The organism is Xanthomonas prunicola (assembly GCF_002846205.1).
Lineage (GTDB): Bacteria > Pseudomonadota > Gammaproteobacteria > Xanthomonadales > Xanthomonadaceae > Xanthomonas > Xanthomonas prunicola.
The window spans coordinates 1,160,041-1,177,470 of the sequence record NZ_PHKV01000001.1; the positions used below are offsets into that span (position 1 = coordinate 1,160,041).

The window sequence follows — 17,430 nt, forward strand, 5'->3', positions numbered from 1 at the left end:
TGAATTCAGTGGGCGAGCGAGCTTTGCAGACGCGCAAGCTTGCCCTTCAGCGAGCCGTCGATGACCACGTCGCCGGTGTCGATCACCGCGCCGCCGATCAGCGACGCATCGACTGCGGTGGTGATGTCCACTTCGCGGCCGAAGCGCTTCTTCAGCGCAGCAGCGATCGTGTCGAGTTCGGTCTGGCTCATTGCCGCAGCCGAGGTCACCGTCGCCTTGACGACGTGTTCGGCATCGGCACGCAGTTGTTCGTACAAGCCTGCGATTTCCGGCAGCAGCGACAGCCGCTGCGCATCGGCTAGCACGCCGAGGAAACGCAGATAGTCCTCGCCCGCCTGCGGCGGCTCCAACAGCGTCACTGCCTGTTCCTGGCCCAGGGCCGGGTTGAGCAGCAGCGCGGCCACGCGCGGGTCGCCGGCCACCTGCGCCGAAAACGCCAGCGCATCGGACCAGGGCGCGAAGTTGCCGCCCTCACGCGCGATCGCAAACGCGGCACGGCCGTAGGGACGGGCAAGGGTGAGGGCCTGACTCATCGCTTAAATCTCCGCCGCCAGCTCGTCGAGCAGCGCCTTGTGGGCGTTGGCATCGATTTCGCGTTTGAGCAGCTTTTCTGCACCGCTGACAGCCAGCACCGAGACCTGCTTGCGCAGCTCCTCGCGGGCACGCGTGGCGGATGCATCGATCTCGGTCTGCGCCAGATCCTTCTGACGGTTAGCTTCGGCAATTGCCTCGTGCTTGGCCGCTTCGATGATCTGGTTGGCGCGCGCATGGGCCTGATCGATGATCTCGTTGGCCTTGGTGCGTGCGTCCTTCAGTGCTTCGTTGACCTTTTCCTGCGCCTGCGCCAGATCCTTCTGACTGCGATCGGCCGCAGCCAGACCTTCAGCGATCTTTTGCTGACGCTCTTCGATCGCCTGCAGCAGCGGCGGCCAGATTTTGGTCGCGACGATCCAGATCAGACCGGCGAAGGCCAGCGCCTGGGCAAAGATGGTAAGGGTGATATCCATGGGTCGCTCAATCGCTGTTTAGGGGTGAAAGCGCCACCGCAGGGGCGGCGCTTTCCGACCTTCATCCGCAGATGCATCCGCTCGCGGCTGCATCCACATCCTGCTACCGCTGGATCAGCCGGCAGCCTGCGACAGACGCTCGATGAACACCTGGGCCAGCGGGTTGGCGAAGGCAAACAGCAGGCCGACAGCGACGCTGATGATGAACGCGGCGTCGATCAGGCCGGCGGTGATGAACATACGAACCTGCAGCACCGGGATCAGTTCCGGCTGGCGCGCAGCCGATTCCAGGAACTTGCCAGCCATGATGGCCAGACCGAGGCCGGCACCCAGCGCGGCCAGGCCGATCATGATGCCGACGGCGAGGACGGTGGAGCTCTGGACTTGAGCGAGGTTGGTCAGGACGGCGAGGTACATGGTGATCTCCGAACGAAAGTTTCTAAGGGTGATGGATGAAGCGGAATGAAGCAGATGAAGGGTGACGCAAACTCAGTGGCTGTCTTCGGCCAGGCTCAGATACACGATCGACAGCATCATGAAAATGAAGGCCTGCAGCGGAATCACCAGCAGGTGGAACAGCATCCAGCCTAGGCCGAATACGCCGCCAGCGACCATGCCGGCGATGCCCGCACCGCCCAGCACCCAGATCAGCAGGAAGACGATCTCGCCGCCGAACATGTTGCCGAACAATCGCATCGCCAACGAAATCGGCTTGCTCAGCCACTCGACGATGTTCAAAAGCAGGTTGAACGGCATCATCCACTTGCCGAACGGCGCCGTCAGGAATTCCTTGGTCATGCCACCCACGCCCTTGGAGCGCAGCGAGAACACGATCATCAGGAAGAACACGCTGATCGACATGCCCAAGGTGGCATTGACGTCGGCGGTGGGCACCGGCTTCCAGGCGTGGATGCCGGCCCAGCCCAGCGGGATGGCGATGAAATCGGCCGGGATCATCTTGATGAGGTTCATCAACAGGATCCAGAAGAAGATGGTGATCGCGATCGGCGTCACCAGCTTGCTGCTGCCGTGATAAGTGTCCTTGGCCTGGCGATCGACGAATTCCAGGCAGATTTCCACAAATGCCTGCCACTTGCCCGGCACGCCGGCGGTGGCATTGCGCGTGGCCGTCCAGAACGCGAAGACCATCACCAGACCCATCAACACCGCCATGACCAGGGTATCGACGTGGATGGTCCAAAACGTGCCGCCACCCTCACGAACCGGATAGATCAGGTTCTGCAAGTGATGCTGGATATAGGAGGTAGGTGTTGCTGCCTCGCCCGCCATGTGTCCGGAGCCCTTTAAGTTCGAATCAACGCCTGGCCAGAGCCAGAACCTGAAAAATCAGCCCGATGGCGATACCCGCCAACAAAGCCAGAGGAGGCAGCCGCCACAGGCCGAAGCCGAGCGCCAGCGCCACGAAAACCAACACCCACTTCAGCACCATCGCCAGGATCAGCCGCACCATGGCGATGCCCGCTGCCTGGATCCCGCCACCTAGCGCGGTACGTGCCGCAACCCAACCGCCCAGCACCGTCGCACATCCGGTCAATGCCAGACCTGCAGAGTAACGGGGACCGACCAACAGCAACCCCAGACTGGTTATAGCTACGGCGGCAAGCGGATATACCGCAGCGCGCAGCATCAACCGCCGACCCGCGTCAACGGAGTTCAGCACTACGGTTACCTTACGTGTGAATGGGTGGGAAGCGCAGTTGCGCCTCGTCGAGCCGCGAAAGTATAGCAATGGGACAAATTGCGAGACAACCGGCAGAGGTCATCACTTGCTGCGATGCACCACGTGGCGGCCGCCGCAGCGGGTGGGAACTTTGCCACAAACCGGCGGTCAGAACTTGCGAGGCCTGCACATCCTCGTCGAAAGGTAACGCCGCAGGCCGCGTCTGGGAGCCCTGGGAGACCGGGGCTCCTGCTTTTCGTACGCATTTTGTCGCACATTGACACTTTCCCATCGGCGGTCCAATCCGCTGCAGCGCACGCTCGTTTGGATCCCTGCGGCGCCGCGATGGCGGCCATCTTGCCGCATGGCGCTGCACCGGTTGCGCAATGGGCAGCGGCGACCGTACCTGAAGGTATGCACTACGCCACACTTTTCACGTGTCGTTTTCAGCGCCGAACTTGCCGTCGCCGGAGTGCGGCGCCCATGCCTATTGGACATGCGGACCGTTTTGTCCGATTGCTATCTCCGCCTTCACAGCTGTGCGACAGGTCCTTCACTTCTGGAAGACGTCACCTTATCGATAGTGCGCGCCACAGGCCCAACGGCCTGACCATTCCAAGAATTCGGAGCTCCCATGAAACACCTCCTCGCACTGGCGATCCCGTGCGTTCTGGCCGTCGCCTACGTCGCGCCCGCACACGCTGAAGATACCGATGACCGCTTCCAGATTCGCCTCGGTGCGATGAATGTGGACAACGACAACACCATCCGCGGCAACACGCTGCTGGCGGGCAACAACGTGTCGGTCAACGAAGATTTCAAGCTGGGCGGCAAGGAATGGGAGCCGCGCGTGGATGGCGTGTTCCGCATCAGCACCCGTCAGCGTCTGATCTTCGACTACTTCAAGTACGACAAGGATCGCCGCGAGACCCTGACCCAGGATCTGAGCGCCGGCGGTGTGACCGTGCCGAGCGGCAGCTTCATCAAGGGCGAGCTGAAATATCAGGTTGCGACCTTCGTGTACGACTACTCGGTGGTCGATTCGCCGGAATTCAGTCTGGGCCTGCAGATCGGCGCCGAGTACGCCAAGGTCGAAGCCAATGCGTATGCCGACCTGGGGAGCGCGTTCACTGGCGACGTCGTGGACGAAAGCGAAGACGGCGTTGCGCCGGTCGTCGGCATCCGCTTCACCGCGCGTCCGAGCGAACACTGGCTGTTCAACGTGCAGGGCCAGTACCTCAACACCAGCTGGGGCGACTTCGGCGACTACGAAGGCGATCTGAGCCGCGCCAACGCAATTGCCGAATACCGCTTCACCAAGAACTTCGGCATCTTTGCCGGCTACGACTGGTTCAAGCTGGACGTCGACAAGAGCGGCAGCGACGGCCTGATCGGCCTGAAGCAGGAGTTCAAGGGCCCGGTGGCAGGCGTGACGTTCGCGTTCTGATCCGCCCCACTCTTGCACACGAAAGGCCCGCTTTTTGCGGGCCTTTTTGCGTTCTGGCAGGGTTGCCATGAAAGACAGTTACGGTGCGGGAAACCGCCGCGCGGCAACGCAAATGGAATCGCCAAGCGGCATCTCCCGACAGCAGCCCGCCTTTCATCGACGTAGCCTGGATCCTCGATCGGCTCGGGCACCCAATGGCCCTGCTGCGGGACCAGCTCGATGCACTGGCGCTGCGGCTTGCCGTTGCCGACCACCACGCGTTCGGTCAACACCCCCACGAAGCGCGTAGGGATCGCGCCGAGTGCAACGTGCGGTACCAGCGTGCCCACCACCTGTTCCTGGGGAATGCAGGGTCGGCGTCGGCATGCTGCACCAGCAGCCACGCGCCAGCGACACCATCGCGACCAACCTGCGCCGCGCCCGGCAGGCCCTTGTGCTCGGCCACGATGCGACGCATCTGCGGCAGATGCGTCGCATCCACGGCAGCCATCTTGGTCATGCTCGCCGGCGACCAATCGCCAGTGGACGCCTGTCGGTCGACGCGTTTCATCTCCAGCAGACTTGGACGCAGCGCAGGATCGGTCGGCGACGCAATCTCGGATGCGCGCGCTGCCTCGGCACGCGTCCTGGCCCACCGCTGCGCACGGTCGAAGGTTTCGGCACGCCGGCATTCGGCCAACGCGGCAGCCAGTGAGGGATCGTCGGGTCCTTGCGCGCGGGCGGTAGACACCGCGGCGACCCTGCACAGCAGCAACATTTGCAACATTCCGTGGCGCATGACAGCTCTCTCCATGTGATCGGCTGCAATCCATCGCCGTACTGTGCAGCCCGCCCAAACGGCAACGCCCCGCGCAAGGCGGGGCGTTGTCAGCAGCGCAGCGGGGGAGCGCTTACTTCTTCTTCGGGATGTACAGGTCGGTGATGGTGCCGTCGTAGACCTCGGCGGCCATGCCGACCGATTCGCTCAGGGTCGGATGGGCGTGGATGGTGTGGCCGATGTCTTCGGCCTCGGCGCCCATCTCGATCGCCAGGCCGATCTCGGCCAGCAGGTCGCCGGCATGCACGCCGACGATGGCGCCACCGATCACGCGGTGGGTGTCTTCGTCGAAGATCAGCTTGGTGAAGCCTTCGGTGCGGCCGATGCCGATCGCACGGCCACTGGCGGCCCACGGGAACTTGGCCACGCCGACCTTCAGGCCCTTGGCCTTGGCCTCGGTCTCGGTGACGCCGACCCAGGCGATTTCCGGATTGGTGTAGGCGACCGACGGAATCACCCGCGCCACCCATTCCTTCTTCTCGCCGGCCGCCACTTCAGCGGCCAGCTTGCCTTCGTGGGTGGCCTTGTGCGCCAGCATCGGGTTACCGACGATGTCGCCGATAGCGAAGATGTGCGGCACGTTGGTGCGCATCTGCCGATCGACCGGAATGAAGCCGCGGTCGGTGATGGCCACGCCTGCCTTCTCCGCGCCGATCTTCTTGCCATTGGGGGTGCGGCCCACGGCGACCAGCACGCGATCGTACGCGGTGGCCTGCAGGCCGGGCTTCTCGCCTTCCACGGCCGCTTCGAAGGACACGGTGATGCCGGCCTTGTCGGCCTTGACGTCGGTGGCCTTGGTCTTGAGATGGACCTCCACGCCCTGCTTCTTCAGGCGGTCGGCCAGCGGCTTGACCAGGTCCTTGTCGGCGCCCGGCATCAGCTGGTCCATGAACTCGACCACGGTGACCTTGCTGCCGAGCGCGCTGTACACCGTGGCCATTTCCAGACCGATGATGCCGCCGCCGACCACCAACAGGGTCTTGGGAATGTCGTGCAGCTCCAGCGCGTCGGTGGAGTCCATCACGCGCTTGTCGTCCCACGGGAAGTTGGGCAGCTTCACCGCCTGCGAGCCGGCCGCGATGATGCAATGTTCGAAGCGCAGCAGCTGGGTCTTGCCGTCGTCGCCGACGATTTCCAGTTCATTGGGCGAGACGAAGCTGGCCACACCGGTCACGGTGCGCACCTTGCGCTGCTTGGCCATGCTGGCCAGGCCGCCGGTGAGCTTGCCGACCACTTTTTCCTTGTACTCGCGCAGCTTGTCCAGGGTGATCTTGGGCTGACCGAAGTCCACGCCGAAGTCGCCCGCATGGGCCACTTCATCGATCACCGCGGCGGCATGCAGCAGCGCCTTGGACGGAATGCAGCCGACGTTGAGGCAGACCCCGCCCAGGCTGGCGTAGCGCTCGATCAGCACCGTATCCAGGCCCAGATCGGCCGCACGGAAGGCGGCGGTGTAGCCACCGGGGCCGGCGCCGAGCACCACCATCTTGCATTCGATGTCGGCCGGCTTGCCGCTCGCCAGGGCCGGCTTGGACGCCACCGGTTCGGCCGGAGCGCGATGCGACGGCGTCACCGGCGGCTTGCTGCCCGGTGCGGCGGCAGGCGCTGCAGCGGCCGGGGCAGCCTTGGTCTCGGCCTTGGCCGGCGCAGCGGCTTCGCCTTCGGTTTCGAGCAACAGCACGAGCGCACCTTCGGAGAGGGTGTCGCCGACCTTGACCTTGAGTTCCTTGACCACACCGGCCGCCGAGGACGGCACTTCCAGCGTGGCCTTGTCCGATTCCAGCGTTACCAGGCCTTGGTCCTTGGCCACGCTGTCGCCCACGGCGACCAGCACTTCGATGACGGGGACATCGCTGTAATCGCCGATGTCGGGAACCTTGATTTCAATGACCGCCATTTGCTTCTCCTGTAGCTCAACCGGCCGTGCCGGCAAGCGTCTGCTGGAGTTCATCCAGCGACGATTCGATTTGGGTCCAGCGCTTGTCGCGCTTCTTTTCCTTGCCTTCGCTGGCTTCGATCAACAGCGCGGCCTGTTGCAACAGCAACTCGCCGGCGCCGCAGCTCGGGCGAGCACCGCTGTAGCGCACGCCATCGACCTGGAACGAGAGCACTTCGCCCTCGCTCACCGGCGCAGTGCGTCCGTTCGGTGCGAGCTGGGTCAGCGCGTTGGTCCAGTTGCTGACCAAGCGCTTGGCCAGGGCCGCCGGAATCGGGATCTCGACCGTTTCCGGGGTCTGCTCGGTGCGGAACTGCACGCTGCCGCGGTCGGTCTGGCTGACCCAGCTGTAGACGCGCTCGTCGGCGCGGCTGTGCCGCAGGGTCCAGTCAGCGCCGTCCTTGCCCGGCACCAGCGACACTGCACGCTCCACACCATGTGTGGGCAGCGTCAGCAACGACAATGCCGGTTTGCTGCCGCCATCCAGCAACGTGGTGACAGCAGTACCGTAGTTGCCCACGGCCGGCGGCCAGCCGCGCCCGAGCGTGCTCTCGCATTCGCGTGCGGCCGCGTTTGTCCACGGCAGCACGCCGAGCACGGCGATGGTCAGCAGCACAGCCCTCACAGCAGGACGCGACGCATGTCGGCCAGCACCTGGCTGAGGTAGGTCGTGAAGCGGGCCGCCAGCGCGCCGTCGATGACGCGGTGGTCGTAGCTCAGCGACAACGGCAGCATCAGCTTCGGCGCGAACTCCTTGCCGTTCCAGACCGGCTGCATCGCCGACTTGGACACGCCCAGGATCGCCACTTCCGGCGCATTGATGATCGGCGTGAACGCCGTACCGCCAATGCCGCCGAGCGAGCTGATCGAGAAGCAGCCCCCGCTCATGTCGGCTGGGCCCAGCTTGCCGTCGCGCGCTTTCTTGGCCAGCTCGCCGCTTTCCTGCGCGATCTGCAGCACGCCCTTCTTGTCGACGTCGCGGATCACCGGCACGACCAGGCCGTTCGGGGTATCGGCCGCAAACCCGATGTGGAAGTACTTCTTCAGCGTGAGGTTCTCACCGGCAGCATCCAGCGATGCATTGAACTCGGGGAATTTCTTCAGCGCCGCGGCGCTGGCCTTGACCAGGAAGGCGAGCATGGTGAGCTTGATGCCGGCCTTCTCGTTTTCCTTGTTGAGGGCCACGCGCAGGGCTTCCAGGTCGGTGATGTCGGCCTGTTCGAACTGGGTGACGTGCGGAATCATCGCCCAGTTGCGCGCCAGGTTGGCACCGGAAATCTTCTTGATGCGCGACAGCGGCTGGGTCTCGGTCTCGCCGAACTTGCTGAAGTCCACCTTCGGCCAGGCCAGCAGGTTCAGGCCGTTGCCGCCACCGGCCGGCGCAGCACCGGCTGCGGCAGGCGCGCCGCCGCTGAGTGCGGCCTTGACGAAGCGCTGCACGTCCTCACGAGTGATGCGGCCGCCCTTTTCGCTGCCCTTGAGCTGGTTCAGGTCCACGCCGAGCTCGCGTGCGAACACGCGCACCACCGGGCTGGCGTACGGCACCTTGGAGGGAAGCACGCTATCGGCATCGAAGGTCACCGGCGGGCTGCTCGGGTGGCCAGCCGATGGCTGACCAGCCTGCGCTACCTGCGTGCCGGTGCCGGAACGGCCGCCCTGCACCTGCGCGATTTCGCGCTGGGCCAGCTTGTCCGGCTCGGCCGACACCGCAACCGGCTCGACCTTGCCTGCCGTCTCGGCAGTGTCGGTGGTGGGCTTGGCGGACGACTGCGCCGCACCCGCGCCGCCATCGCTGGCTGCAATGATCGCCACGACATTGCCCTGCGACAACGTATCGCCGACCTTGACCTTGAGCTCCTTGACCACGCCGGCAGCCGAGGACGGCACTTCCATCGTGGCCTTGTCCGATTCCAGCGTGACCAGGCTCTGGTCCTTGGCGACGGTATCGCCGACGGCGACCAGCACTTCGATCACCGGAATGTCGGTGTAATCGCCGATATCGGGCACGCGTGCTTCGATCAGGCCGCCACCCGAGGATGCCGCAGGCGCAGCAGCTTCAGCCTTGGCGGCAGGTGCCGGAGCAGCCGCGGGAGCGGCCGCCTTGGCCGGTGCGGCGGGCGCCGCGGCAGCTGCGGGCTTGGCGGCATCGGCGCCGGCATCGGCGACTTCGATCAACGCCACCAGCGCACCCTGCGAGAGCGAATCGCCGACCTTGACCTTGATCTCCTTGACCACGCCGGACACCGACGAGGGCACTTCCATGGTGGCCTTGTCCGATTCCAGCGTGACCAGGCTCTGGTCCTTGCTGACCGTATCGCCGACAGACACCAGCACCTCGATTACCGGGACGTCGCTGTAGTCACCGATATCGGGGACAAGTGCTTCCTTGATTTCGGCCATACGGGGAACTCCGGCAACAGAATGGGGAAACCCCTATTGTGGCCGGCTGCGGGCCGCAGCGCCAACCATTGCCGTGCAAAAAATCGCACGCCCGGCGGGATGCAGCGTCCGCATGCGTGCATGCCCCGATCATTTCGCCGCGCGTGGATCGACCCGCAACAGTTGCAGTGGCTCGCCTGACGGCAAACGATACGCCAGCGCATTGTCGAGTCCATCGAGTGCTTCCAGGCGTTCGCACAACTGCTGCGCGCGCGGCCGCAATGCGCGCGCCTGTGGCTCGATCAGGCGCTCGATGCGCGCTTCCACGCCATCGAGCGAACGCAGCTGCACGTCATTTCCGGTCATGGCGGACTGCACCGCGCCGGCCACCACATCGCCGATCAGCTGCGGCAGCAACTCGGCCACCAGCGCGCCGATGTCGTCGTCGATATCGACCAGGGTCAGCTGGCTCTTGCTGAGACCCTGCTTCAAGCGCACATCGATCTTCTCGCGCACTTTTCTCAACTGCGCGCGCGTGGCTTCCGGGCTGCGACTGAAGCCGGCTGCCACCTCGCCCACTGCGGTGACTGCGATATCGGCCGCTTCGCGCCCGACTGCCTGCGCCAAGGGGACGACATCGCGGGTCTGGCGCTCGAACTGGATCAGGCGGGTGCGATCGTCGGCACTCAGTTCCACCCAGCGGTCGTCGACGAACAAGGCTCCCTGGCGCATGACCAACCGCTGCGGCGTGCCTGATTCGCGGATCAGGATCAGGCTGCGTGGGTTGAGCGTGAGCTCGTAATCGCTGCTGACCTCGCAGTGCATGTCGTCTGCACTGGCTGCGCTTATGGCGCCCAGCAGGCCGAGCAGCAGGCCGGCTGCCATGGTGATTGCGGGCTTGATCGTCATGTCGCCACTCCGTTGTGCGCTGGCTGCAGCATGCCTGCTGGTGTGGCCGGCAGGCCTGTGCCGGACGCAGGCATGACTTCTGGCCCGTGGCCCCGATGCACACAGCGCGCGCGTCGGCAGCTGTGCCAGCGGCGTACATCCGCAATCAGAGCCAGGTGTCGCGACAGCCGCATCGTTCAATGCACGGCGCTCGCATTCCACACTGACCCCACGTCATCTCACCTCAGCTAACGCACCGCTTCGCACACCGGTTGCCAGGCTGTCGCCAGCCGCGGCAGCGACCAGGCGGCATTGGCGGGGCTGGTGGACGGCAAGGCGACGACTGGCAGCGCGCGCAGCTCCGCCGATAGCAGCGGCTGCACATGCCGGCGCCACGCCTGCGCTGCCGCTGTGCCATTGCAGGCCACCATGCGCAGCTGCGGCAGCGTGATCAGCAACGCAGGTAGCGGATTGACCACGATGCTGGCCGCCACGATGGCCGTATCCAGACTGCCGCGCCGCTCGCATTGGCCGATGACATCCCATAACCCGACACGATGGTCGAGTAATGCCTGCAAGCGCGATGCATAGCTTGCGGCTGTATCAATGCCCAACAAGGCATGCATCAACGGCCAGAAACGATTGCGTGGGTGCGCGTAATAACGCGCCGCTTCCAACGATGCGATACCAGGCATCGAACCAAGCAGCAATACCCTGCAATCGCTGCGAATGTGCGCTGGCAGACCTTGGTTGACGTGTTTTTTCGTCACGGCCATCGCATCTGCGTGAATGTCTTTTTCAGCTTGCATGACGTAACGGCGGCCTTCTTGGGGGACTTCCTGAACAAACGAAATTTTAGCGAGCCACAGGTGGGCGTGGATTCAGATTTTTAGGAATAGTTTTGGCGCGGCCCACTCCACGGGCCTAACAACAAGACGAGGAGACCCTCATGCGTTCCATTTCCATCCTGAGCCTGGCTGCTGTATCTGCACTTGCGATTGCACCGTCCGCGTTCGCGCAGGACACCACCTATACCGGCGACACCTCCTCGACTTCCTCCAGCACGATGTCCACCAGCGGCGACACCGCCTCGGGTAAGCATTGGGCCGTGGTCGGCGGCGTGGCGCTGCTGAACCCGAAGAACAACCCGGCTCCGGGCCTGGACGTCGATGGCGGCCCGGCACCGACGCTGAGCGCCAGCTACTACATCAACGACAACTGGGCCGTTGAACTGTGGGGCGCAGCCGACAAGTTCAACCACCGCGTCACCGCCGACGGCGTGGGCAAGGTCGGCACCGTCGAGCAGCAGCCGATCGCCATCAGCGGCCAGTACCACTTCGGCGAAGCCGACAACGTGTTCCGTCCGTTCGTGGGCGTGGGCTACTACGAGTCGAACTTCAGCAACGAGAAGATCGATGCGGCGTCGACCACCGGCGATCACGTGGGCCTGAGCACCGCCAAGGGTGTCATCGGCACCGTGGGTGTGGACATGAACATCAACTCCACCTGGTTCGCACGCGCCGACGCCCGCTACATGCGTTCGCGTCCGGAACTGCGCGTAGGCGGCCAGGGCACCGGCAGCGAGCTGGAACTGGATCCGTGGACCGTTGGCTTCGGCATCGGCGCGCGCTTCTAAGCACGCACCTGCCAACCCAGGTTTCGGTTGAAGAAAAACGGGCCGCAAGGCCCGTTTTTTGTGCGCGACGTGTGCGACTGCGAGATCGCAGAACGACGCAGCGAAGCTACGAACTGGTAGATCGCCTGTCCATACGCGATTGCCGGAGCAGCGTGCCTTGCTGACCTCCGACGCATTCCTCGACGCAGCATGTCGTTGCTGCGCACGTGCGCAAGCGGCGGCACACCTCCGTGCGTGGTTGAAACATCGCCACCCAGCCACAGCGCCACACGCCCTCAACGCCAATACACGCTGCCGCGCAGACGCGCGCTGCGCCAGCGCCACCACAGCAAGGTGGCATAGGCGAGCGCGTAACCGAGCAAGACGCCAGCCGCGCCGAGCAGGCTGGCATGACTGAGCCAACCTTCGCTTGGCCAGGCGACACCCTGCCAGGCGCTACGCCAGCCCTGCACCAACCCGGCGATCACCCGCACCACGACCAACGCGGTCAAGGCCAACACCAGCCACAGGTTGGGCCGGTAAAACAGGCCTTGCGTGGTGCGCTCGAAGCGGGTCAGACGTAGCGCCAACACCCCCAACGCCAACCCGCAGGCCCACCCGAATGCGGCGTGGCTGATCGCGCCGGGCCAGAATGCCGCCGCGATCAGGCTGAAGATCACAAACAGCACGCTGGAGATGCCGGCCGACGCCAGGTTGATCATCAGCAACCAGCCGCGCGCCTGACGACGCGCAGTGCCCATGCGAAACCGCTGCAGCAGCGACAACGGGAACACCACCGCGAACACGGCCAGGGCAATGATCACGGCCAGCGGAATGGCAAGCAGCAAAGGCATCGGAAGACTGCCGGAGAAAGATGGCCGATGACGCTACTACGCAGGCGCGCAGCGGCGTGTGTTCGGCGCTAGCGATGCCGAACTCCGGTGCCGCGACCGCGCTCGCCCGACTGTGATCGAGGCGGCTTGATGCGCGCGATCGAGGACAACACGCAAATCATCGGCAACGTGGGCGCAGTGCTGTCGATCCGGACGCTGTTGAGCAGGAACGCTACACCCTCGTAGCAAGCGGTCGTCAGACGGACCTCGCCGGCGCGCAGGAGGCAGTGGACGCGTGATCCATACCGCACCGAGTACCGGCCGCGGCCAGCTGGCGGAGGGCGCAGTCAGTTCAGAAGTTGCGCTTAAAACGCCGGCAGCACCGCGCCCTTGTACTTCTGCTCGATAAAGGCCTTCACTTCCGGGCTGGTCAAGGCCTTGGCGAGTTTTTGCACGCGCGGGTCGTCCTTGTTGTCGGCGCGCGCCACCAGGAAGTTGACGTATGGCGAGTCCTTGCTTTCGATCGCCAGTGCGTCGCGGGTGGGATTGAGCCCGGCGTCGAGTGCGTAATTGGTGTTGATCAGCGCCAGATCGACCTGATCCAGCACGCGCGGCAGCATGGCCGAATCGAGCTCGCGGAATTTGAGCTGCTTGGGGTTTTCGACGATGTCGCGCTGGCTGGACAGCGCGTTACTCGGGTCCTTGAGTTTGATCACCCCGGCCTTGTCGAGCAGGATCAGCGCGCGGCTGTTGTTGCTTGGGTCGTTGGGGATCACCACGTCGGCGCCGGTCGGCAGATCGGTCAGGGCCTTGAAGCGGCGCGAGTACGCGCCAAACGGTTCGATATGCACGCCGACCACGGTCACCAGCTGACTTTTGCGGTCGCGGTTGTAGGCGTCCAGATAGGGTTCGGTCTGGAAGTAATTGACGTCGATCTGCTTCTGCACGACCTGGTCGTTCGGCTGCACGTAGTCGTTGAACACGCGCACATCGAGCTTGACGCCCTGCTTGGCCAGCAGCGGTTCGACCACTTCCAGGATTTCGGCATGCGGCACCGCCGTGGCGGCCACGGTCAGGGTGTCGCCACCGCCGCCGCCATTGCCGCCGCAGGACGCCAACGCAAGCGTGGCCGCAGCAAGAAGGGAACGAAACGCAAATGTGCTCATGAAAGGGTCCGTGGGAGGAGGAATGCGGACGGGCCGCAGGCGTTAAACCTAGCAGACCGCAGGTGCAGCGGCGATGTGGCAGTCCGCACCGGCCGCGCAGGCAAGACAAACGTCGGGGAGATGCCAGCGTATCCGGTTGCAGCTCACCGCAGCGATGGCCGCCGATGCGGCATGCACTGCGGCCACCGGTTGCATCCGCAGCGGCGCGTCTGACTCAACGGCGGCTGTAGCGGGCCACCAGGCGGTCGCCCAGCATCTGCAGCACCTGCACCAGCACCAGCAAGGCGATGACGGTGACCAGCGCCACGTCCGAATGCGAGCGCAGGTAGCCCTCGCGGTAGGCCACATCGCCCAGGCCGCCGGAGCCGATGGCACCGCCCATCGCGGTAAAGCCGATCAGCGCAATGGTGGTCACGGTAGCGCCGGCGATCAGGCCGGGGCGCGCTTCGGGCAACAGCACCCGCAGCACCAGCTGGCGGGTGGTGGCGCCCATCGCCTGGCTGGCTTCGATGATCCCGCGGTCGACCTCGCGCAGCGCGGTTTCCACCAGGCGCGCATAGAACGGTGCGGCACCGACCACCAGCGGCAGGATCGCGCCACGCACACCGAGCGAGGTCCCCATCAGCGCCAGGGTGAGCGGAATCATCGCGATCATCAGGATGATGAAGGGCACCGAGCGCAGCAGGTTGATCACCAGCGCCAGCGCGCCATACAGCACCGGACGGCGGCGCAACTGTGGGGCCCCGCACAGGAACAGCGCAACGCCCAGCGGCAGGCCGATCAGCAAGGTCAGCGGCAGCGCACCGGCCAGCATCAGCAAGGTGTCCAGGGTCGCCTGCCCGATATCGCCCCACTTGGCGGCATCGAGATTGCGGAAGAAACCGCCAGCGGCAGCAACGATCGGGGTCATACGCGCAGATCCTCCACCTGCACGCCGGCGGCGACGAAACCGGCGCGTGCAGCGTTCTGATCGCCGCCGGTCAGCGCGACGATGAGCTGGCCGTAGGGCGTGTCCTTGATGCGATCCACCCGCCCGGACAAGATGTTGTAGTCCACCCCGGTCTCGCGGGCGATGCGGCCCAGCACCGGTTCGTAGGTGCCGTTGCCCAGGAAGGTCAGCCGCACGATGCGCCCGCCGACCGCCGCGAAATCGCGGTGCAACTCGGCTTCGTCCACGTGCTCGGCTTCGGACACGAAGCGCCGCGTGGTGGCATGTTTGGGATGCAGAAACACCTCGGTGACCGGGCCGGTTTCCACCAGTTGGCCGGCGTCCAGCACCGCCACGCGGTCGCAGACGCGGCGGATCACGTCCATTTCGTGGGTGATCAGCACGATGGTCAGGCCCAGCTCGCGATTGATCTGCGCCAGCAGCTGCAGCACCGAGGCGGTGGTCTGCGGGTCCAGTGCGCTGGTGGCCTCGTCGCACAGCAGGATCTGCGGCCGGGTGGCCAGCGCGCGCGCAATGCCCACGCGCTGCTTCTGGCCGCCGGACAGCTGCGCCGGATACTTGTTGGCGTGCTCCTGCAGCCCGACCCGGTCCAGCAGCTCGGCCACCCGCGCATCGATCTCGACGCGTGCGGTGCCGGCCAGTTCCAGCGGAAAGGCCACGTTGCCGGCCACGGTGCGCGAGGACAGCAGGTTGAAGTGCTGGAAGATCATGCCGATACGCCGGCGCAGACCACGCAGGCCCTGGCTGTCCAGCGCGGTGACGTCCTCCTCGCCGATCAGCAGGCGGCCACCGCTGGGCTCTTCCAGCCGGTTGATCAGCCGGATCAGCGTGGATTTGCCGGCACCGGAATGGCCGATGATGCCGAACACCTCACCGGGGCCGATCCGCAGATCGAGTGGATGCAGCGCCACGATCTGGCGACCGTCAACGGAATAGGACTTGTGCAGGCGCTGAAACTGGATCACCGCGCGTGGCCGATTGGGGGGTCGTGAAGCCTAACAGTCAATGTTTGGGGCCGTCATTCCATTAGGTTCTAAGAGTAGGGATTCGGGAGTGGGGATTCGGCATTCGCAACGGCGCAGGCGCTGGGACCGTTTCGAATCCCGAATGTCCGGTCTCCCCCGCTGCGACAGGGTAGACCCGGGATTTGTCGGAGCGCGCGCGCTCGGTTCTAACGACTCCCCACTGCCGCCCCCGCTCACGGCCGCTCGAGCGGCAGCGGGCGATCTGCCTTGCGAATCCGCTCCCGGCGCAGCAAATACAGCCCGCTGGCGACGATGATGCCGGCGCCGGTCCAGGTCCAGCCGTCGGGCAGGGTCTGCCACAGCAGCCAGTCCCAGCCGATCACCCAGACCAGCCCGGTGTATTCCAGCGGGGCGATCATCGAGGCCTCGCCGCGCATGAAGGCCTGGGTCAGCGCAATCTGCCCCAATGCGCCGGCCAGGCCCATGCCGGCGATCAGCCAGGCGTGCTCGCCCCGCAATGGCACCCAGCCGGGGATGGCCAGCAGCCCGGCGCCGATCGCCATGAACAGCAGAAACCACACCACCATCGCCTGCGGGGTATCGGTGCGGGTGAGCAGGCTCACGGTGATCGCCGCGACCGCATAGGCCGTGGCTGCCAGCAACACCATCAGCCCCGGCAAAGAGATCAGCCCGTCCACGCCCGGACGCAGCACCACGATCACCCCGACCAGGCCAATGCCAATCGCGGTCCAGCGGCGCGGGCCGACGTGCTCGCCCAGCAGCGGCACCGACAGCGCGGCCACCAGCAGCGGCGCCACGAAATACAGCGTGTACGCGGTGGACAACGGCATTCGCTTCAAACCGTAGACGAAGCAGCCGATCATCGCCATGCCCAGCGCCCCGCGCAGCAGATGCAGGCCCCAGCGCACCGGCACGATCGCGCGCGGCCCGGCGGTGGCGAACACCCACACCAGCACGAACGGCAGCGAGGCGGCGCCGCGCAACAAAGTGACCTGCAACGGCGGGTAATGCGCCGAGAGCAGCTTCATTGCCGCATCCATCAGCGAGAAGCAGGCCACGGCGGCCACCATCCAGACGATGGCGGGAAGCGGAGAGCGGGAGGTGGGCATGCGTGCATTATCGCCGCGGCGCTGGCACGCCCGCCAAGGCCCGGATGACGGCCGGCGCGGTACGATGCCCTAGAATGGCGGCTGTTTTCCAATAGCAGGATCTTTGCATGCCTTCCTTCGACGTGGTGTCCGAAGTCGACAAGCACGAACTGACCAATGCGGTGGACCAGGCCAACCGCGAGCTGGATACGCGCTTCGATTTCAAGGGAGTCGAGGCCAAGTTCGAACTGGAAGACGGCAAGGTGATCAACCAGTCCGCTCCCAGCGATTTTCAGGTCAAGCAGATGACCGACATCCTGCGCACGCGGTTGCTGGCACGGGGTATCGATGTGCGCTGCCTGGAGTTTGGCGATATGGAAACCAACCTGGCCGGCGCGCGGCAGAAAGTGACCGTCAAGCAAGGCATCGAGCAGAAGCAGGCCAAGCAGCTGGTCGCCAAGTTGAAGGAAGCCAAGCTCAAGGTCGAAGCGCAGATCAATGGCGACAAGCTGCGTATCACCGGCAAGAAGCGCGACGACCTGCAGGATGCGATCGCGCTGCTGAAAAAGGCAGATTTCGAGCTGCCGCTGCAGTTCGACAACTTCCGCGACTGAGTGCGGTTGGGTGATTGCAACGAT

General features: G+C 65.0%; 19 protein-coding genes. 3 read left to right on the plus strand and 16 right to left on the minus strand.

Translation table 11 applies throughout. From position 1 onward, the window contains the following. Positions 1 to 5: 5 nt before the first annotated feature. The 5 genes from XpruCFBP8353_RS05100 to XpruCFBP8353_RS05120 all read right to left on the minus strand — a co-directional run bounded on the left by XpruCFBP8353_RS05100 (position 6) and on the right by XpruCFBP8353_RS05120 (position 2,688). Positions 6 to 533 (minus strand): F0F1 ATP synthase subunit delta, encoded by a 528-nt coding sequence (locus tag XpruCFBP8353_RS05100; protein ID WP_101362186.1) that lies wholly within the window; start codon positions 531 to 533, stop codon positions 6 to 8. 3 nt (positions 534 to 536) lie between these two features. Then, positions 537 to 1,007, minus strand: a complete 471-nt coding sequence (locus tag XpruCFBP8353_RS05105; protein ID WP_016901014.1) for a F0F1 ATP synthase subunit B — start codon at positions 1,005 to 1,007, stop codon at positions 537 to 539. 114 nt (positions 1,008 to 1,121) lie between these two features. Beyond that, the gene (atpE, locus tag XpruCFBP8353_RS05110; RefSeq protein WP_002814105.1) at positions 1,122 to 1,424 is read right to left on the minus strand and encodes a F0F1 ATP synthase subunit C; all 303 of its coding nucleotides are present in this window, start codon (positions 1,422 to 1,424) and stop codon (positions 1,122 to 1,124) included. A gap of 72 nt (positions 1,425 to 1,496) precedes the next feature. After that, positions 1,497 to 2,297: a F0F1 ATP synthase subunit A gene (atpB, locus tag XpruCFBP8353_RS05115; RefSeq protein WP_016901015.1), complete on the minus strand. Its 801-nt coding sequence runs from the start codon at positions 2,295 to 2,297 to the stop codon at positions 1,497 to 1,499. Between the two features lie 25 nt (positions 2,298 to 2,322). Continuing rightward, positions 2,323 to 2,688 carry a hypothetical protein gene (locus XpruCFBP8353_RS05120; protein WP_101362187.1) on the minus strand — a complete coding sequence of 122 codons (366 nt, stop codon included), beginning with the start codon at positions 2,686 to 2,688 and terminating at the stop codon, positions 2,323 to 2,325. A gap of 634 nt (positions 2,689 to 3,322) precedes the next feature. On the opposite strand from XpruCFBP8353_RS05120, the gene XpruCFBP8353_RS05125 reads away from it, so the two are divergent. Beyond that, positions 3,323 to 4,135 carry a hypothetical protein gene (locus tag XpruCFBP8353_RS05125; protein WP_162300945.1) on the plus strand — a complete coding sequence of 271 codons (813 nt, stop codon included), beginning with the start codon at positions 3,323 to 3,325 and terminating at the stop codon, positions 4,133 to 4,135. A gap of 265 nt (positions 4,136 to 4,400) precedes the next feature. On the opposite strand, the gene XpruCFBP8353_RS05130 is transcribed toward XpruCFBP8353_RS05125, so the two are convergent. From XpruCFBP8353_RS05130 to XpruCFBP8353_RS05155, 6 genes are all read right to left on the minus strand, one after another. After that, a complete protein-coding gene (locus XpruCFBP8353_RS05130) occupies positions 4,401 to 4,913 on the minus strand; it encodes a hypothetical protein (protein WP_133125620.1) in 513 nt (170 codons plus the stop codon). Positions 4,914 to 5,025: 112 nt separating this feature from the next. Then, positions 5,026 to 6,849, minus strand: a complete 1,824-nt coding sequence (lpdA, locus tag XpruCFBP8353_RS05135; RefSeq protein WP_101362189.1) for a dihydrolipoyl dehydrogenase — start codon at positions 6,847 to 6,849, stop codon at positions 5,026 to 5,028. 16 nt (positions 6,850 to 6,865) lie between these two features. Next, on the minus strand, positions 6,866 to 7,513 hold the full coding sequence (locus XpruCFBP8353_RS05140; RefSeq protein ID WP_101362190.1) for a hypothetical protein: 648 nt from the start codon (positions 7,511 to 7,513) through the stop codon (positions 6,866 to 6,868). After that, positions 7,510 to 9,288, minus strand: a complete 1,779-nt coding sequence (gene aceF / locus XpruCFBP8353_RS05145) for a dihydrolipoyllysine-residue acetyltransferase (protein ID WP_101362191.1) — start codon at positions 9,286 to 9,288, stop codon at positions 7,510 to 7,512. Before aceF ends, XpruCFBP8353_RS05140 begins: the two co-directional genes overlap by 4 nt. A gap of 129 nt (positions 9,289 to 9,417) precedes the next feature. Then, on the minus strand, positions 9,418 to 10,176 hold the full coding sequence (locus tag XpruCFBP8353_RS05150; protein ID WP_101362192.1) for a DUF2884 family protein: 759 nt from the start codon (positions 10,174 to 10,176) through the stop codon (positions 9,418 to 9,420). A 227-nt stretch (positions 10,177 to 10,403) separates the two neighbouring features. Beyond that, on the minus strand, positions 10,404 to 10,964 hold the full coding sequence (locus tag XpruCFBP8353_RS05155; RefSeq protein ID WP_101362193.1) for a DNA-deoxyinosine glycosylase: 561 nt from the start codon (positions 10,962 to 10,964) through the stop codon (positions 10,404 to 10,406). 140 nt (positions 10,965 to 11,104) lie between these two features. Here XpruCFBP8353_RS05155 and XpruCFBP8353_RS05160 point away from each other — a divergent pair, with 140 nt between their 5' ends. Continuing rightward, positions 11,105 to 11,791, plus strand: coding sequence for an OmpW/AlkL family protein (locus tag XpruCFBP8353_RS05160; RefSeq protein ID WP_101362194.1), 687 nt, complete (start codon positions 11,105 to 11,107; stop codon positions 11,789 to 11,791). A 275-nt stretch (positions 11,792 to 12,066) separates the two neighbouring features. Here XpruCFBP8353_RS05160 and XpruCFBP8353_RS05165 read toward each other — a convergent pair whose 3' ends face one another. The 5 genes from XpruCFBP8353_RS05165 to XpruCFBP8353_RS05185 all read right to left on the minus strand — a co-directional run bounded on the left by XpruCFBP8353_RS05165 (position 12,067) and on the right by XpruCFBP8353_RS05185 (position 16,813). Continuing rightward, positions 12,067 to 12,624, minus strand: coding sequence for a DUF1453 domain-containing protein (locus XpruCFBP8353_RS05165; RefSeq protein ID WP_101362195.1), 558 nt, complete (start codon positions 12,622 to 12,624; stop codon positions 12,067 to 12,069). A gap of 344 nt (positions 12,625 to 12,968) precedes the next feature. After that, positions 12,969 to 13,769: a MetQ/NlpA family ABC transporter substrate-binding protein gene (locus tag XpruCFBP8353_RS05170; RefSeq protein ID WP_101362196.1), complete on the minus strand. Its 801-nt coding sequence runs from the start codon at positions 13,767 to 13,769 to the stop codon at positions 12,969 to 12,971. A 214-nt stretch (positions 13,770 to 13,983) separates the two neighbouring features. Beyond that, complete coding sequence (locus tag XpruCFBP8353_RS05175) at positions 13,984 to 14,679, minus strand: methionine ABC transporter permease (RefSeq protein ID WP_101362197.1); 696 nt, start codon at positions 14,677 to 14,679, stop codon at positions 13,984 to 13,986. Beyond that, positions 14,676 to 15,683, minus strand: a complete 1,008-nt coding sequence (locus XpruCFBP8353_RS05180) for a methionine ABC transporter ATP-binding protein (RefSeq protein ID WP_101362198.1) — start codon at positions 15,681 to 15,683, stop codon at positions 14,676 to 14,678. The genes XpruCFBP8353_RS05175 and XpruCFBP8353_RS05180 overlap by 4 nt, the downstream gene beginning before the upstream one ends. 233 nt (positions 15,684 to 15,916) lie before the next feature. Further along, a complete protein-coding gene (locus tag XpruCFBP8353_RS05185; RefSeq protein WP_101362199.1) occupies positions 15,917 to 16,813 on the minus strand; it encodes a DMT family transporter in 897 nt (298 codons plus the stop codon). A 107-nt stretch (positions 16,814 to 16,920) separates the two neighbouring features. On the opposite strand from XpruCFBP8353_RS05185, the gene XpruCFBP8353_RS05190 reads away from it, so the two are divergent. Then, positions 16,921 to 17,406 (plus strand): YajQ family cyclic di-GMP-binding protein, encoded by a 486-nt coding sequence (locus XpruCFBP8353_RS05190; RefSeq protein ID WP_101362200.1) that lies wholly within the window; start codon positions 16,921 to 16,923, stop codon positions 17,404 to 17,406. Positions 17,407 to 17,430 lie beyond the last annotated feature (24 nt).

Bases quoted from the DNA above. Each gene is read 5' to 3' on its own strand.
- XpruCFBP8353_RS05100 (WP_101362186.1), bottom strand. From the start codon at position 533: ATGAGTCAGGCCCTCACCCTTGCCCGTCCCTACGGCCGTGCCGCGTTT.
- XpruCFBP8353_RS05105 (WP_016901014.1), bottom strand. From the start codon at position 1,007: ATGGATATCACCCTTACCATCTTTGCCCAGGCGCTGGCCTTCGCCGGT.
- atpE (WP_002814105.1), bottom strand. From the start codon at position 1,424: ATGTACCTCGCCGTCCTGACCAACCTCGCTCAAGTCCAGAGCTCCACC.
- atpB (WP_016901015.1), bottom strand. From the start codon at position 2,297: ATGGCGGGCGAGGCAGCAACACCTACCTCCTATATCCAGCATCACTTG.
- XpruCFBP8353_RS05125 (WP_162300945.1), top strand. From the start codon at position 3,323: ATGAAACACCTCCTCGCACTGGCGATCCCGTGCGTTCTGGCCGTCGCC.
- XpruCFBP8353_RS05130 (WP_133125620.1), bottom strand. From the start codon at position 4,913: ATGCGCCACGGAATGTTGCAAATGTTGCTGCTGTGCAGGGTCGCCGCG.
- lpdA (WP_101362189.1), bottom strand. From the start codon at position 6,849: ATGGCGGTCATTGAAATCAAGGTTCCCGACATCGGCGATTACAGCGAT.
- aceF (WP_101362191.1), bottom strand. From the start codon at position 9,288: ATGGCCGAAATCAAGGAAGCACTTGTCCCCGATATCGGTGACTACAGC.
- XpruCFBP8353_RS05150 (WP_101362192.1), bottom strand. From the start codon at position 10,176: ATGACGATCAAGCCCGCAATCACCATGGCAGCCGGCCTGCTGCTCGGC.
- XpruCFBP8353_RS05155 (WP_101362193.1), bottom strand. From the start codon at position 10,964: ATGCAAGCTGAAAAAGACATTCACGCAGATGCGATGGCCGTGACGAAA.
- XpruCFBP8353_RS05160 (WP_101362194.1), top strand. From the start codon at position 11,105: ATGCGTTCCATTTCCATCCTGAGCCTGGCTGCTGTATCTGCACTTGCG.
- XpruCFBP8353_RS05165 (WP_101362195.1), bottom strand. From the start codon at position 12,624: ATGCCTTTGCTGCTTGCCATTCCGCTGGCCGTGATCATTGCCCTGGCC.
- XpruCFBP8353_RS05170 (WP_101362196.1), bottom strand. From the start codon at position 13,769: ATGAGCACATTTGCGTTTCGTTCCCTTCTTGCTGCGGCCACGCTTGCG.
- XpruCFBP8353_RS05175 (WP_101362197.1), bottom strand. From the start codon at position 14,679: ATGACCCCGATCGTTGCTGCCGCTGGCGGTTTCTTCCGCAATCTCGAT.
- XpruCFBP8353_RS05185 (WP_101362199.1), bottom strand. From the start codon at position 16,813: ATGCCCACCTCCCGCTCTCCGCTTCCCGCCATCGTCTGGATGGTGGCC.
- XpruCFBP8353_RS05190 (WP_101362200.1), top strand. From the start codon at position 16,921: ATGCCTTCCTTCGACGTGGTGTCCGAAGTCGACAAGCACGAACTGACC.